The 13,819-nt window shown below is 60.9% G+C and carries 13 protein-coding genes; 4 read left to right on the top strand and 9 right to left on the bottom strand.

Annotated features, from left to right (window positions below; genetic code table 11):
* Positions 1-31: 31 nt before the first annotated feature.
* The 7 genes from Q8M42_RS20320 to Q8M42_RS20290 all read right to left on the bottom strand — a co-directional run bounded on the left by Q8M42_RS20320 (position 32) and on the right by Q8M42_RS20290 (position 7,871).
* The gene (locus Q8M42_RS20320; protein WP_304863105.1) at positions 32-1,363 is read right to left on the bottom strand and encodes a DUF58 domain-containing protein; all 1,332 of its coding nucleotides are present in this window, start codon (positions 1,361-1,363) and stop codon (positions 32-34) included.
* A gap of 40 nt (positions 1,364-1,403) precedes the next feature.
* Positions 1,404-2,498, bottom strand: coding sequence for a MoxR family ATPase (locus Q8M42_RS20315; RefSeq protein WP_304863103.1), 1,095 nt, complete (start codon positions 2,496-2,498; stop codon positions 1,404-1,406).
* Positions 2,495-3,748: a DUF4350 domain-containing protein gene (locus Q8M42_RS20310; protein ID WP_304863101.1), complete on the bottom strand. Its 1,254-nt coding sequence runs from the start codon at positions 3,746-3,748 to the stop codon at positions 2,495-2,497. The genes Q8M42_RS20315 and Q8M42_RS20310 overlap by 4 nt, the downstream gene beginning before the upstream one ends.
* A complete protein-coding gene (locus Q8M42_RS20305) occupies positions 3,745-5,322 on the bottom strand; it encodes a DUF4129 domain-containing protein (protein ID WP_304863099.1) in 1,578 nt (525 codons plus the stop codon). The genes Q8M42_RS20310 and Q8M42_RS20305 overlap by 4 nt, the downstream gene beginning before the upstream one ends.
* Positions 5,309-6,289 carry a stage II sporulation protein M gene (locus Q8M42_RS20300; RefSeq protein WP_304863097.1) on the bottom strand — a complete coding sequence of 327 codons (981 nt, stop codon included), beginning with the start codon at positions 6,287-6,289 and terminating at the stop codon, positions 5,309-5,311. The genes Q8M42_RS20305 and Q8M42_RS20300 overlap by 14 nt, the downstream gene beginning before the upstream one ends.
* Positions 6,286-7,008 carry an RDD family protein gene (locus tag Q8M42_RS20295; protein ID WP_304863095.1) on the bottom strand — a complete coding sequence of 241 codons (723 nt, stop codon included), beginning with the start codon at positions 7,006-7,008 and terminating at the stop codon, positions 6,286-6,288. Before Q8M42_RS20295 ends, Q8M42_RS20300 begins: the two co-directional genes overlap by 4 nt.
* Before the next feature lie 101 nt (positions 7,009-7,109).
* Positions 7,110-7,871, bottom strand: coding sequence for a hypothetical protein (locus tag Q8M42_RS20290; protein ID WP_304863093.1), 762 nt, complete (start codon positions 7,869-7,871; stop codon positions 7,110-7,112).
* Between the two features lie 171 nt (positions 7,872-8,042).
* On the opposite strand from Q8M42_RS20290, the gene sbcB reads away from it, so the two are divergent.
* Positions 8,043-9,473 (top strand): exodeoxyribonuclease I, encoded by a 1,431-nt coding sequence (gene sbcB, locus Q8M42_RS20285; protein WP_304863090.1) that lies wholly within the window; start codon positions 8,043-8,045, stop codon positions 9,471-9,473.
* 93 nt (positions 9,474-9,566) lie between these two features.
* Here the strand turns inward: sbcB and mvaT are convergent, their stop codons facing one another.
* Entirely contained in the window at positions 9,567-9,941 is a 375-nt protein-coding gene (gene mvaT, locus Q8M42_RS20280; RefSeq protein ID WP_275960868.1) for a histone-like nucleoid-structuring protein MvaT, read from the bottom strand.
* 302 nt (positions 9,942-10,243) lie between these two features.
* On the opposite strand from mvaT, the gene purU reads away from it, so the two are divergent.
* The 3 genes from purU to Q8M42_RS20265 are packed head-to-tail and all read left to right on the top strand — an operon-like array spanning position 10,244 to position 11,779.
* Complete coding sequence (purU, locus tag Q8M42_RS20275; RefSeq protein ID WP_304863086.1) at positions 10,244-11,095, top strand: formyltetrahydrofolate deformylase; 852 nt, start codon at positions 10,244-10,246, stop codon at positions 11,093-11,095.
* 45 nt (positions 11,096-11,140) lie between these two features.
* Entirely contained in the window at positions 11,141-11,566 is a 426-nt protein-coding gene (locus Q8M42_RS20270; protein WP_160013327.1) for a CBS domain-containing protein, read from the top strand.
* A gap of 27 nt (positions 11,567-11,593) precedes the next feature.
* Positions 11,594-11,779, top strand: a complete 186-nt coding sequence (locus tag Q8M42_RS20265; protein ID WP_304863082.1) for a hypothetical protein — start codon at positions 11,594-11,596, stop codon at positions 11,777-11,779.
* 118 nt (positions 11,780-11,897) lie between these two features.
* Here Q8M42_RS20265 and Q8M42_RS20260 read toward each other — a convergent pair whose 3' ends face one another.
* Positions 11,898-13,775 (bottom strand): methyl-accepting chemotaxis protein, encoded by a 1,878-nt coding sequence (locus tag Q8M42_RS20260; RefSeq protein ID WP_304863079.1) that lies wholly within the window; start codon positions 13,773-13,775, stop codon positions 11,898-11,900.
* Positions 13,776-13,819: the final 44 nt, after the last annotated feature.

Here is a 13,819-nt window from a genome sequence, read left to right as displayed (position 1 = left end):
CAACCTACGTCGGCACCCGCATTAGCCAGTGTTAGAGAACACCTGCCTTTTTCCAGGCCAGATAACTGCTCACCAGCTGCGGCCCTAATTCGCTGGGCCGCGCATCCAGCACCGGCACCTTGTTGGCAATCAGGCGTTCGTGCAGGCCGGCGCGGGCGTTCAGGTAGTCGAGGGTGCCGCAGTAATCCAGCGCGCTGGACAGGTCTTGCACCGGGGTGTGGCGCAGGGTATCCAGCACTTCTTCACGCAGGCTGGCGACCAGCACGCGGTGCTGGCGGCTCAGGCGTTTGACCGCGCCGAGCAGGGCCTGATCGTCTTCATCGCGCAGGTTGGTCACCAGCACCACCAGGGCGCGGCGACGCTGGCGGCTGAGCAGGTTTTCCACGGCGGCAGTGAAGTCCGCCGGTTGCTGGGTGCTGCGCAGGTCGTACAGCGCATTGAGCAGCACATTCAGCTGCGCCTGGCCTTTGACCGGAGCAAGGAAGCGGTTCTGCTCGCCGGCAAAGGTCGACAGGCCCACCGCATCGCCTTGGCGCAGCGCCACGTAGCTGAGCAGCAGGCAGGCGTTGAGGGCGTGATCGAAGTGCGACAGCTCGCCGTCCTGGCTGCGCATACGCCGGCCGCAATCGAGCAGGAAGATGATCTGTTGATCGCGTTCGTCTTGGTATTCGCGGGCAATCGGCGTGCGTTTGCGTGCAGTGGCCTTCCAGTCGATTTGCCGCAGGGTGTCGCCGTCGCGGAATTCGCGCAGTTGGTGGAATTCCTGACCCAGGCCGCGACGTTGCTGCTGGCGTACGCCAAGTTGACTGAGCCAGTCATCCACCGCCATCAACTGCGCGCCATATAGGCGGGCGAAGTCGGGGTAAACGCGGGTTTCCGCAGCCAGCGGCAAATATCGCCGGGCGCGCCACAAGCCCATGGGGCTGGGCAGGCTGACTTCGCACTGGGGGAAATGAAAATGCCCACGCAGCAACGGTCGCACGCGGTAACTGACCTGAGTCTGCTCGCCGGGATGCAGATCGACCTTGAGCGGCAGGTGCTCGAAGGCCATATCGCCGGGCAGATGGTCGAACACCTCCACCTGCAGCGCACGGAGGTAGCTGTGGTGCAGATTCAGCCGCACTTCGCTCCAGCGTCCCAGCGGCAGGTTGCCGGGTAGCTGGCGTTCGATGCGCGGCGAGGGCACTTGGCGCAGCAGCAGGGCGTCGACCAGAGACAAACCGAGCAGTACCAGCAGCAGGCCCCAGTAAATCGACGTGAAGCTGCGCGGCACGGCGATGGCCAGGGCGCTGCAGACGCCCAGCACAATGCCGAGGACGAACAGGCTGGCGAGCAGCGCCAGCAGCGCGCGCGAGGGTTTCATGCGGAGGCGCCTTTCAATGCGGGCTTTTGCCAAGTAGGGGTCATAGGCGCGGTGCCGGAACCTGGTCGAGCAGTTGTTGCAGCACCTGATCCACCGACAGGCCTTCGATATCCAGCTCCGGCGACAGCCGTACGCGGTGGCGCAGTACGGCCAGGGCGCAGCCCTTGATGTCATCCGGCAGCACGAAATCACCGCCGCGCAGCAGGGCACGGGCACGGCCGCAACGTACCAGGGCAATCGAAGCACGCGGTCCGGCGCCGATGGCCAGGCCTGGCCAGGTGCGGGTGGCGCGGGCGATGCGCACTGCGTAGTCGAGTACCTGCTCATCAATCGGCAGATCGCTGGCGATCTTCTGCAGAGCCAGTACGTCGCGAGCCTGCAACAGGGTGCGCAGCGGGGTGACTTCGAGCATGTCGGCTTTGCTCGAACGCGCCACCTGACGAACCATGTTCAGCTCTTCGCTCTGCTCGGGGTAATCCATGCGCAGCTTGAGCATAAAGCGGTCAAGCTCGGCTTCCGGCAGCGGGTAGGTGCCTTCCTGCTCGATCGGGTTCTGCGTGGCCAGCACCATAAAGGGCAGCGGCACATTCAGGGCGCGGCCTTCCAGGGTGACTTGGCGTTCCTGCATGACTTCCAGCAACGCGGCCTGGGTCTTGGCCGGGGCGCGGTTGATCTCGTCCGCCAGCAGCAGGTTGGTGAACACCGGACCCTTGCGCAGTTTGAACTGCTCACTCTGCAGGTCGTACACGGCGTGGCCGGTGACGTCGCTGGGCATCAGGTCTGGGGTGAACTGGATGCGCGAGAACTCACCGCCAAAGCAGCGCGCCAGCGCGCGCACCAGCAGGGTCTTGCCCAGGCCGGGCACGCCTTCGACCAGTACATGGCCACCGGCAATCAGGGCGCTGAGCACATCGTCGATCACCGTCGTCTGGCCGATCAGGGCTTTCTGCAATTCAGCGCGCAGCGCTTGAGCCAGCTGGCTGGCACGTTGGCGCTGAGCATTTGGATTGGCCGCTGCGGCTGCCGGGGCAGCTGGCGCTGGTGCCGCGACGGGTGCCTCGGTGACGGGCTCAGTGGTTACGGCAGCGGGTTCGATTGCGCTGTCCGGCTGTTCGGGGGTGTGTTCGCTCGTCATAGGGCATTCCTGAGGGTTTGCAGGTTGGCGACCTGGCGGGTGAAGTCGGCGGCGGGCAGTCGCTGCTTGGGCAACGGCCGCATGGCTTGGCTGATAACGCTGGAAGGTTGGCGGGTCAGGCGGCTAAGGATCTGCCACTGCTCGGCTACCGCGAGGCGTTCAAAACCGGGGTGACGGTGGCGCGCGCGGCGCTGGATATCCTGTTGCAAGCCTTGCAGCAGGCTGTACTGGCCGTTGTGGCGCAGGAGGAAGTCGGCGCTACCGCGCAGGTGCTCCTGCAATTGGCGGCGATTGCGGCTGGCGGGCAACAGCAGCGGGCCCTGGCGCATGCCCAGGTGCCACAGGCCGAATGCCAGCAACAGTGCCAGGGCGACCAACGCCTGTGGGAAGTGCTCGAGCAACAGGCTGAACAGGTCATCGCGGTCGGCGCGGTAGAGCAGGGTGACCTGGCTGTCCTGGGTCATGTACCAGAGCAGCCAGGCGTTGTCGTATTCGCCGATGCTTTGGTTTTGCCAGATCCAGCTGTCGCTGACCACGCTGATCAAACCATCGCCATGGTAGAGCTGCAGCAAGTGCGTGGCCGCATCGCTGTTGGCCCAGGCGTGGGCGCGGTTCTCGGCATCGTAGAGGTGGAAGTCAGTGTCGAAGTTGAAGTAGGCCGGTGCCTCTTCGTTTTCCAGGTAGAGCTGAGTCAGTTCCGGGTAGGCGTTCTCTTCGTCTGCAGCGGCCGGGGTTTCTTCATCCTGAATGGGCTCGGCTTGCTGCTCGGCGTCGTGCTCGCTCTCTGCAGATACCGCTTCATCCGTCGCTTCGCTGGCGTCCTCATCGAGTTCTTCGCTCTCGTATTGCTGGATGCCCAGGCTGTCGAGCAGCAGGTCGCCGCTTTTACCTTCTTCTTCATCCCACAACCGCTCGGCAACAAACAGCAGGTGGCCGCCCTTGGCGGCCCAGGCCAGCAGGCGCTCGGCCTGCTTGGGTGTCATGCGGTTACGGTCACCGAGCAGCAGCAGGGTGTGCCCGGCGCTCGGCAGATCCTTCATGACTTCCAGGCCATCTGCGCGTTGCACCTGCAGGCCTTGCTTGCGCAGGAAGTGCTCGGCGGCCAGGTAAGGATTGGCCCGAGCCTCGGGGGCAGGGCCATGTTCGAGCGTTTCTTGATAAGGCGTGAGCTTGCCCAGCAGGTAAATGCCGAGCAGGCCGAGCACCAACAGCAGGCCTGCACCGAGGAAAAACTGGATGCGCCGGTTCATGCTTTCGCCCCTTGCTCGAACAGGCGCCGCCAGGCATTACACAGGCCCTGTTTAAGCGCAGCCGGCGGTAGCCGATGGCCGTAGGCGAGGTTTTGCCAGTGACGGGTCAGGGCCTGACTGAAGTGGCTGAGGTTTTTCTGCTGCAACGCCTGCACCAGTTGCAGCACTTCGGCTTCGGTGTGCGAGCTTTTTAGCGGCAGGCGTTGTTCATGCAGCATGCGGCTGAGCAGGGCGCGGTAAAGCAAGCCAAGGGCGGCGCGCGGCTGTTCATCCCAGAGCCGTTCAACTTCACCGGGAATATCGGCAGGCAGGCTTTGCGGCGCCACTTCCAGACCGAACAGCTGCTCTGGCGGTTGGTATTTGCGCGCTTGCGGCAAGCGCAGGCGCCCGGCAAAGGTGCTCAACCAGTCGCGGTAACGCCACAGCAGCCAGGCGATCAGGCTGAACAGCGCGGCCCACAGCAGCACCTCGAAGAACAGTGCCACTGCGTCGACGCTTTTCCACAGTTCGGTGAGTTTGAAGAACTTTTCCAGCAGTTCGGCCAGGGCCTTGGCGTCTTCCTCGCTCGGCTCCTTGGGCTCTTCGCCGAGGCGCCAGCGGGTGACGGTTTCGCGGTGCTCGAAGGGCGGCTGGTCGAGCAGCTGGCCGATGCTCTGTTGCGCTTCTGCGCTGGTCAGCGGCTGTTTGAGCAGGCGCTCGGCCTCTGGCCCTATAGGGTCTTCAATCGGCAGCGGGCAGCTGTTTGCGGTCGCGGCGGCCATGGCGCTGTTAGGTGCCTGCATTAACAGCAGGCCGCAGCCTAGGAGCAGGGCATAAGCCACGCCGGTCAGACGCTGGCGCAAGCGGCGGAATACCAGTTCGATATCCCAGGCTTCCAGGGCGGTGCGGCGGTTCAGGTAGAGGGTGAAGCCGCAGGCGACGTAGATCGGCTCCCAGAGAATCAGCAGTAGGACGTAAATCAGGTTGGACAGGTGCTCCAGCCACAGCCACTCGCCCGAGGCGGCATTGATCAGGCTTTGCCAGGTCCAGTTCAGCTCGATTTGCGCCGGCAGCAGCATGTAGAACAGGCTGATGATGCCGAACCACAGCGCCATTTCCAGGTGCACGCCGACGATGGTGAGCCAGCTGGCGCCACCGGCATCGCGCTGGCCAAGGACGATCAGGCGTTGGCTGCGCGCCTTGCCGGACAGGCCTTCCAGCTGCATCACGGGCAGGTCGAAGCTGCGTGTGGGGCTCAGTCGGCGCCAGGTCAGGCTGGCCAGCAATTGCGGTTTGAGCAGCCCAGGCAGGGCTTTCAGCGCTTGTTTGAGGCTCGGCGTAGCGCCGAACAGGGCATGCGAGAGGATATACAGCGGCAGGCGTTCGTAAGCCGGTTTTAGCCACCAGAAAATCAGCAGGGCGATGCTGGGGTAATCCCACAGCAGCAGGCACAGCAGGGCAAAAATTGGCACCGTTACCAGCGCCCAGCTGGCCATCAGCAGGCCGGCGTGCTGCTTGGCCAATAACACGCCGAGGTCGACGGCCTCCCAGGCGCTGCGCGGGCGAATGGCGACGCTGGCATCAGTCAGGCGCATGCACACCTCGGCCAGCTAGCAGCAGGTAGCTCAGCACCAGCAACCAGAGCGCGGCGCCGACTGCGTATTTGATCGCGGGGCTTGCCAGGTCCATGGACGACCAGTAGGCCTCAATAAAGGCCGCCAGCAGCAGAAACACGATCACCCCGCCGATCAGTCGCACGCTGCTGCCGGCGGCTACCCGCAAGGCTTCGCCGCGTGGCAGGCGGCCGGGCACCAGCAGCGCCCAGCCGAGTTTCAGGCCGGCGGCACCGGCCAAAGCAATGGCGGTCAGCTCGAACGCGCCGTGGCCAACGACGAACGACCAGAAGGTTTCGCCATGGCCGATTTGCGTCAGGTGGCCGGCCACGGCGCCAATCATCAGGCCGTTGAACAGCAGGAAGAACAGGCTGCCCAGGCCAAACAGCAGGCCGCTGGCAAAGGTCTGAAAAGCGATGCCGATGTTGTTCATGATGTAGTAGCCGAACATCATCCAGTCATCGCCGGAGTCGCGTTCGCTGAAGCGGCCGATGCGTCTGGCGTCGGGGTCGTACATCTTTTCCATCTCGGCCACTTGGTCGGGCGCCATCACCCCGTAGACCAGGTCGGGGAAGTGATACACCAGCGTGCCCATCAGCAGCAGGCTACCGAAGAAGAGCAGGCTGGCGGCGACGACAAAGCGCCATTCGGCGCGGACCAGGCGCGGAAAGCCGGCGAGGATAAAGCCAAGCAATTGGCCGCCCAGCGGGCTGCGGTGGCGATAGAACTGCTGATGGCCGCGCATGGCCAGCAGCTGCAACTGCTCGATCAGGTGGCTGCTGTAGCCGCGGCTCTGTGCCAGGGCCAGGTGCTGGCACAGGCTGCGGTAGTCGGCGGCAAAGGCCTTGCACTGCTGGCTGTCGGCCTTGCCGCGCTCAAGCGCTTCGAGCTGCGTATTAAAGGCTTGCCAGTCGGCCTGGTGCTGGTTTTCAAACTGGCTCTGTTTCATGTCGACCCCAACAAACCACGGGCAATACCGTGGATCTGCTGCTCGGCCTGTTCGGCAGGTACCTGCAAAGGGTCGGCAAGAATGCTCGCCAGCTCCTGACGCCGTGCACTGGACAGGCTCTGCGCGCGCTCGGCAAAGCTGAGCAGGGCGCGCTGTTCACTCAGGCTCATGCTGAACGGCGCACGCAGCGCTTCGGCGTGCGGCAGTTCGGGGGCTGTTGGGGCGTTATCGCGGTAGACCACCAGGGTGCCGGCGGCGATATCGCCCAGGCGTTTGAACGCCGGGTGATTAAGGCAGCTAAGAATGCCCAAGGTGTAGCCAAACGGTAGGATGTCGACGAAGCGCAGCAGGTTGCGGGTCAGCGAGGCGGCCCAGCCAATCGGCGTGCCGTCGTCATGGATTACCCGCAGGCCCATCATCTGCTTGCCCGGTGAGCGGCCCTGGTTGAGCACCTCAAACAGCACCATGTACCACCAGGTCACCAGAAACAGCAAGATGGTGCCCAGGCCCATGCCGAACTGGCCGAGCAAGGCGAGCACGGCAAACAGTGCGCCGAGCAGCGCACCGCGAATCAGCAGGTCGATGCTGAAAGCCAGGGCGCGCGGCACTAAACCCGCCGGACGCAGGATCAGGTCGATGCCTTCCGGTGTTTCCACCTTATAGCGGGTATCCAGCAGCGGGCGAGCGGCGACTGAAGCAGGGGTTGGCGTGGGCGACATCGGCAGACTGCGTCGAGGAAAACCCGATGCTAGCCAGCAGCAGGCAGGGAAGCAACCGGCTCAGTGATCTGAACCGGCGCAGCGGGGCTATTTAGTGAGGGTTATTGCGGCGCGGGCAGTACGCCGAAGATGGTGCGGTAGAGCACGCCCATGGCGATAACAAACAGCGGAATGGTCCAGACCAGTCCAATCCCCAGTGGAATGGCGCTGATGGCGGTGATTAGACCGAGCAGCAGGAACAGGCCGAAGACCTTGAACCAGTGCTGGGTAATCGCTTTGCGCGAGGTTTCCAGGGCTTGCCACGGCGTCAGGCCGCGTTCAACCACCAACGGGATGGCCAACATATAGGCGATGGCCAGGTACAGGCCGGGAATGATCAGCAGGAACATACCAAGGTAGATCAGCAGCATGCTGATAATCGCGGTAATCACCAGCGGCACGGTGCGGCCGAAGTGGCTGAATATGTCATTGAAGCTGATCGGCTGGTCGGCGGCGCGACGGATGCCGATCATGTTGATCCCAGCCATAAAGGGATAGGCCAGGGCCGAGGCCAGAATGCCGATGACCAGTTCGGCCACTACCGCGAGCATCGGACTTTCACTGACTACGCCCAGCAGGCCGAAGAACCCGCCAATTAGAAAGGACGCTGCGAGCAGCACGGCGTAGAACACCAGAAAACCGCCGATGATGATGCCTTTGGTGCCTTTTACTCGCTGCCAGGCTTCGCTGAGCAGGTCGCTGATGTTGAAATCATAGCCACGGCTCAAGGCCTCTTCGATGCTGGGCACCTGGCTGTCGCGTGGTGCTTCGTGCAGTGCGCTGGCAGGGGCGGCGTAGGGATTGCTGGGGTTGGTGTCACTCATGGGGCGTCCTTGTACAGAGTGGTTATTCGAGATTCTCACTTTAGTCGTCGTCAGGACGCCCTACAAGGCACGGCCCCCACGTGGGGCGTGCGCTGGCGCAAGGTTCTGCGCTTATCTGCGTGATGCATACAGGGTGATAGACTGCCTGCGCCTCAGCATCAGGACATGACAGTGACTTCCAGCCTCTTTTGGTACGACTACGAAACCACCGGTATTGACCCGCGGCGCGACCGACCGCTGCAAGTCGCGGGGATTCGCACCGATGAAGAACTCAATGAAATTGCTGAGCCGCTGAATATCTACTGCCAGCCCAGCGACGACATCCTGCCGCATCCGGCAGCCTGTCTGGTGACCGGAATTACCCCGAGCACGCTGGCGCAGCATGGCCTGGATGAGGCCGAGTTTATGAGCCGTGTGCATGCCGAGCTGTCGCAGCCAGGTACCTGCGGGGTGGGCTACAACAGCTTGCGCTTCGATGATGAGGTGACGCGCTACAGCCTGTATCGCAACTTCTTCGATCCCTACGCCCGTGAATGGCAGGGCGGCAATAGCCGCTGGGACCTGATCGATCTGGTGCGTACGGCTTATGCGTTGCGCCCGGAAGGTATCGTCTGGCCGCAAGAAGAGGGTCGGGTGACGCTCAAGCTTGAGCGCCTGACCGCTGCCAATGGCATCGAGCATGGCCAGGCCCATGATGCGCTGTCCGATGTGCGGGCCACCATTGCCTTGGCGCGCTTGCTGCGCAGCAAGCAGCGCAAACTCTATGACTACCTGTATCAATTGCGCAGCAAACAGCGCGTACAAGACCAGATACGCTTGTTGCAGCCATTGGTGCATATTTCCGGGCGCTATGCCGGGGCGCGGCATTACCTGGCGGTGGTGTTGCCGTTGGCTTGGCATCCGCGTAACCGCAATGCGTTGATTGTCTGTGACCTGCAGGCCGATATCTCGCCACTGCTCAACGAGTCGGCTGAGACATTGCGCACGCGTCTGTATACCCGCCGTGATCAATTGGTCGAGGGTGAGTTGCCGGTGCCATTGAAGTTGCTGCATATCAATCGTTGCCCGGTTGTTGCACCGATGAATGTATTGCGCGCGGAAGATATTCAGCGTCTGCAACTCGACGTGCCGGCTTATCACGCGCAGGCCGAACAATTGCGCGGTAATCCTGGGCTGTGGCAGGACAAACTTGTCCAGGTGTATGCCGAGGAGCAGTTCGCCGCTAATCAAGACCCTGAGCAGCAGCTATATGATGGCTTTATTGGTGATCGTGATCGCCGGCTCTGCGAACAGGTGCGGCGTGCTGAGCCACAGCGTTTGGCCGAGGCGGCATGGCCATTTGATGATGGGCGTTTACCGGAGCTGTTGTTTCGCTACCGTGCGCGCAACTTTGCTGCGACGCTGAATGCTGAAGAGCAACAACGTTGGTGGGCATTCTGCCAACAGCGTTTGAGCCAGCCCGAATATGGTGCGCCGAACACGCTCGAACAATTCAGTCAGGCACTTACTGCGCTACTTCCAGATATTGGCGCGCAGCAGCAGGCTATTTTGCTGGAGTGGCGAGATTATGCAGAGCAGTTACGCCAGCGTTATACCCTGTAATACGTGGGGGAAAACGCCCAGTGCGCTGCTGAAACAGCACCCATAAAAAAACGCCAGCATTGCTGGCGTTTTTGCTTAAAGCGTGTGGCAGGCTTAGCCCAGCAGGGTTGCCCAGCCTTCAACGACGTCACCGCCCCACTTGGCTTTCCACTCTTTCAGAGTCTTGTGGTTGCCACCTTTGGTTTCGATAACTTCGCCAGTATTTGGGTTTTTGTACTGCTTAACTTTACGTGCGCGCTTGGTGCCAGTGGTTTTGGTAGCGCGGGTGGCTTTGCTGCCTTTGGCGTCTGGGTCGAGCATGGCAATAATGTCACGCAGCGACTTCTGGTATTCACCCATCAGTGCGCGCAGTTTGCCTTCAAATTCCAGTTCTTTTTTCAGTTTGTCGTCTTGCGACAGATTTTTCAGGCGGTCTTGCAGTTCTTTGATGGCTTCTTCGGTGGCGCGATATTCGTTGATCAACGACATGTTGGGATACCTGTATTCGGGATTGACGATTAAGTGATAGCAATAGTAGTCAGGCACTTTTCACAAGTAAACCGCTTTGTTGGTATTTTTTATGAATTGTATTGTTCAGTAACTTGTTGAGTGCCTGGTCTGTTGTACATGTCTAGTTATTCGCCAGTTATCGCTGCGCTGTTTGCGCTATTTACCTGGCGGCAACTGTTCGTTCTTGCGCTAGAGCTGCGTGGGCAAGCGCTGTTTGAGTACTGCAGTTTTCCCCGGCTGTGACTAGAATGGCCGACTTTATTTGAGTGCTGGAGCGGTTGATGCGTACTTTTCGATTGGTCATTGCCTGTCCAGACCGGGTCGGCATTGTGGCCAAGGTCAGTAACTTTCTGGCCACCTATAACGGTTGGATTACCGAAGCGAGCCATCACTCGGATAACCAGAGTGGTTGGTTCTTTATGCGTCACGAGATCCGCGCTGACTCGCTGCCCTTTGATCTGGATGGTTTCCGTCAGGCCTTTGCGCCGATTGCCCGTGAGTTCTCCATGGAGTGGCGGGTGACCGATTCGGCGGTGAAGAAACGCGTGGTTTTGATGGCCAGTCGCGAATCACACTGCCTGGCCGATTTGCTGCACCGCTGGCACAGCGACGAACTGGATTGCGATATCCCCTGCGTAATTTCCAATCACGACGACCTGCGCAGCATGGTCGAGTGGCATGCCATTCCGTACTTCCATGTACCGGTCAATTCGCAGGATAAACAGCCGGCATTTGATGAAGTGGCGCGTTTGGTGAAAGCCCATGCCGCTGACGTGATTGTGTTGGCGCGTTATATGCAAATTCTCCCTGCACCACTCTGCGCGGAGTTTTCCCAGCGGGTGATCAATATCCATCACAGCTTTCTGCCGTCGTTTGTCGGGGCCAAGCCGTATCACCAGGCGTCGCTGCGTGGGGTCAAGCTGATTGGTGCGACCTCGCACTACGTGACCGAGGAGCTGGATGCCGGGCCGATCATCGAACAGGACGTGGTGCGCGTCAGCCACCGCGACAGCATCGAAGAGATGGTGCGCCTGGGTAAGGATGTAGAGAAGATGGTGCTGTCGCGTGGTCTACGCTATCACTTAGAGGACCGAGTGCTGGTGCACGATAACAAGACGGTGGTGTTCGACTGAGGTGCACGTTGCGGTTCGGTTCAGTACAGAAAGAGGGATTTACTGATGCTCAAGTCAATCAAAGTACGTGATTACATGACCCGCAATCTGGTGACTTTTCGTCCTGAAATGAACCTGTTCACCGCCATCAATCGCTTGCTCGAACACCGTATTTCCGGTGCGCCGGTGGTCGATGGGCAAGGGCATCTGGTGGGCTTGTTGTCGGAAGGTGATTGCTTGCGCGGCATCCTCTCTGGGGCTTATTACGAGTCGGCGGGTGGCGATGTCAGCGCCTATATGACCACTGAGGTTGAAGTGATTTCGCCTGAGGCGGATATCATCGAAATCTCCGAGCGTTTTCTGCGCGGACGGCGTCGGCGTTTGCCGGTGGTTGAAGAGGGCCGCTTGATTGGGCAGGTCAGTCGCAGCGATGTGCTGCGTGCGGTCAAGGAGTTCGCCCAGCATGACGAAGGTCATCTGGCGCTTAACTGAAGCCCGGCGAAGAGCATTGGGGGTGTTATGACTGATCCGCTTGCGCGTGCAACATCCAGCGCGCCACCTGTGCTCGGGGAGGGCTGTACGCAGCGCTATGATCCGCAGGCGCTGACGCCTGAGGACGGTACCGAGTTTGCCGATGCCGCTGAGCTGTGGCGGCAGTTGCAGCAAGACCAACAGCCGCCAACAAGCAGCGATAAGCAGAAATAGAAACGGGGCGCTCAGTGAGCGCCCCGTTTGTTTGTATGGCCTGCCATCCATGGCGGCCACCCTTGCGGGCCGTCGCTACGCGACGTTAAAAATGGCTCCCAGCTTTTTTACGCAATTGTTAAATGCGGAAGCTGTCGACCAGTTGCTTGAGGCGGCTGGCCTGCTGCTCCAGATCACCACAGGCGCGCAGGGTGGCATTGAGATTTTCCACGCCTTCCTGGTTGAGGGTGTTGATCTCGGTGATGTCGACGTTAAGCGACTCGATCACCGAGGTCTGCTCCTCGGTGGCGGTGGCTACTGACTGGTTCATGCCGTCAATCTCGCCGATACGTTCAGTCACGCTGCTCAGGCGTGCGCCGGCCTGGTTGGCGATCTCCACACTTTCTTCGCTGTAGCGCTGGCTTTCGGTCATGGTGGTGACCGACTCGCGGGAACCGACTTGCAGCTCCTCGATCATCTTCTCGATCTCCTGCGCTGATTCCTGGGTGCGGTGGGCCAGGTTACGGACTTCATCGGCAACCACGGCGAAGCCACGGCCGGCCTCACCGGCGCGTGCTGCCTCGATGGCGGCGTTGAGTGCCAGCAGGTTGGTTTGCTGGGAGATGCTTTTGATCACCTCAAGAATCTGCCCGATGTTCACCGTCTTGCTGTTGAGGGTTTCGATATTGCTGCAGGAGGCGCTGATCTTGCCGGACAGCTCATTCATCGCCTGGATGGTTTTTTCCACCACCTGACGACCGTCTTCAGCCAGATGACGCGCATCAGAGGCCTGATTAGATGCGTCGGCGGCGTTGCGCGCGATCTCCTGAGCGGCGGCGCCGAGCTCGTTGATCGCCGCAGCCACGCTGTTGGTGCGGCTGGCCTGCTCGTCGGAGTTGATCATCGACGAATTGGAGGCGCCGACCACCAGTTTCGCCACTTCATTGACCTGGCTGGTGGCGGACGACACTTCGCGGATCGAGCTATGGATACGTTCGACAAACTGGTTGAACGCGCTGGCCAGGCGGCCGAACTCGTCATTGGACTGAATGGTTAGGCGCTTGGTCAGGTCACCTTCGCCCTGGGCGATGTCTTCCATGGCTTTACCCATTACATTCAGCGGTTGCATCAGCACGCTGATCAGCATGCTCAGCAACAGCATGATCAGCACCACGGCGATAATGGTGGCAACGATTGCCGAGGCGCGGAACTCGCTGAGCATCGAATAGGCCTTGGCCTTGTCGATGGACAGGCCGACGTGCCAGTTCACCGAGGGCAGGCCCTTGACCGGGGCAAAGGTGAGGATGCGGGTTTCGCCATTGAGCTCCGCTTCGCTGAACTCGCCGCTGATGCGTGGGGTGTTTTGCGGGTAGACCTCACTGAGGTTCTTCATCACCAGGGACTTGTCCGGGTGCACCAGAATCTTGCCGTCAGCGCTGATCAGAAAGGCATAACCCATGCCGGCAAAGTCCAGCGAGTTGATGATGTCGACCAGGGTGTTGAGGCTCAGGTCGCCACCGACCACCCCGGCCGCTTTGGCGGGCGTGGCGATGGTAATGATCAGTTCGCTGGTGGCAGCGTCGACATAGGGTTCGGTGAGGGTGCTACCGCCAGCGGCCATGGCGTCCTTGTACCAGGGGCGCTGGCGCGGGTCGTAACCATCGGGCATGTCGCTGTTCGGCCGCATGGTGAAGCTGCCGTCGGCGCTGCCCAGGTAGGTAAAGGCGAAGGTGGAGGCCAGCACCTTCTGCTCCAGCAGGCCGGTCAGGGCTTCGCCGGAAGAGTCACGGGCGACCGACTGGGCGACGTTTTCCACCAGCAGGATGCGCCCCGACAGCCAGTTGGAAATGTTGCTGGCGGTGACATTGCCCATTTCTTTTAGATAGTTTTGTAGATCATCGCGGATGGCGTTGCGTTGTAGGTAATCGTTGTACAGGGTGAACAGCGAGAATGCGGCAATCACCACCAATGAGGCGGCGAGCAGAATCTTGTGGCTGAACTTCAGGTTGTTGGTCATGGCTTCTTGCGTCCGGTAAGTTCTGGCATCAGTCTTGTGCTGAT

The sequence above is a fragment of the Pseudomonas sp. genome, assembly GCF_030684895.1.
In the GTDB taxonomy this organism is placed as follows: Bacteria; Pseudomonadota; Gammaproteobacteria; order Pseudomonadales; family Pseudomonadaceae; genus Aquipseudomonas.
This window is presented reverse-complemented; position numbering and strand designations above follow the sequence as displayed.

Bases quoted from the DNA above. Each gene is read 5' to 3' on its own strand.
- Q8M42_RS20320 (WP_304863105.1), bottom strand. From the start codon at position 1,363: ATGAAACCCTCGCGCGCGCTGCTGGCGCTGCTCGCCAGCCTGTTCGTC.
- Q8M42_RS20315 (WP_304863103.1), bottom strand. From the start codon at position 2,498: ATGACGAGCGAACACACCCCCGAACAGCCGGACAGCGCAATCGAACCC.
- Q8M42_RS20310 (WP_304863101.1), bottom strand. From the start codon at position 3,748: ATGAACCGGCGCATCCAGTTTTTCCTCGGTGCAGGCCTGCTGTTGGTG.
- Q8M42_RS20305 (WP_304863099.1), bottom strand. From the start codon at position 5,322: ATGCGCCTGACTGATGCCAGCGTCGCCATTCGCCCGCGCAGCGCCTGG.
- Q8M42_RS20300 (WP_304863097.1), bottom strand. From the start codon at position 6,289: ATGAAACAGAGCCAGTTTGAAAACCAGCACCAGGCCGACTGGCAAGCC.
- Q8M42_RS20295 (WP_304863095.1), bottom strand. From the start codon at position 7,008: ATGTCGCCCACGCCAACCCCTGCTTCAGTCGCCGCTCGCCCGCTGCTG.
- Q8M42_RS20290 (WP_304863093.1), bottom strand. From the start codon at position 7,871: ATGAGTGACACCAACCCCAGCAATCCCTACGCCGCCCCTGCCAGCGCA.
- mvaT (WP_275960868.1), bottom strand. From the start codon at position 9,941: ATGTCGTTGATCAACGAATATCGCGCCACCGAAGAAGCCATCAAAGAA.
- purU (WP_304863086.1), top strand. From the start codon at position 10,244: ATGCGTACTTTTCGATTGGTCATTGCCTGTCCAGACCGGGTCGGCATT.
- Q8M42_RS20270 (WP_160013327.1), top strand. From the start codon at position 11,141: ATGCTCAAGTCAATCAAAGTACGTGATTACATGACCCGCAATCTGGTG.
- Q8M42_RS20265 (WP_304863082.1), top strand. From the start codon at position 11,594: ATGACTGATCCGCTTGCGCGTGCAACATCCAGCGCGCCACCTGTGCTC.
- Q8M42_RS20260 (WP_304863079.1), bottom strand. From the start codon at position 13,775: ATGACCAACAACCTGAAGTTCAGCCACAAGATTCTGCTCGCCGCCTCA.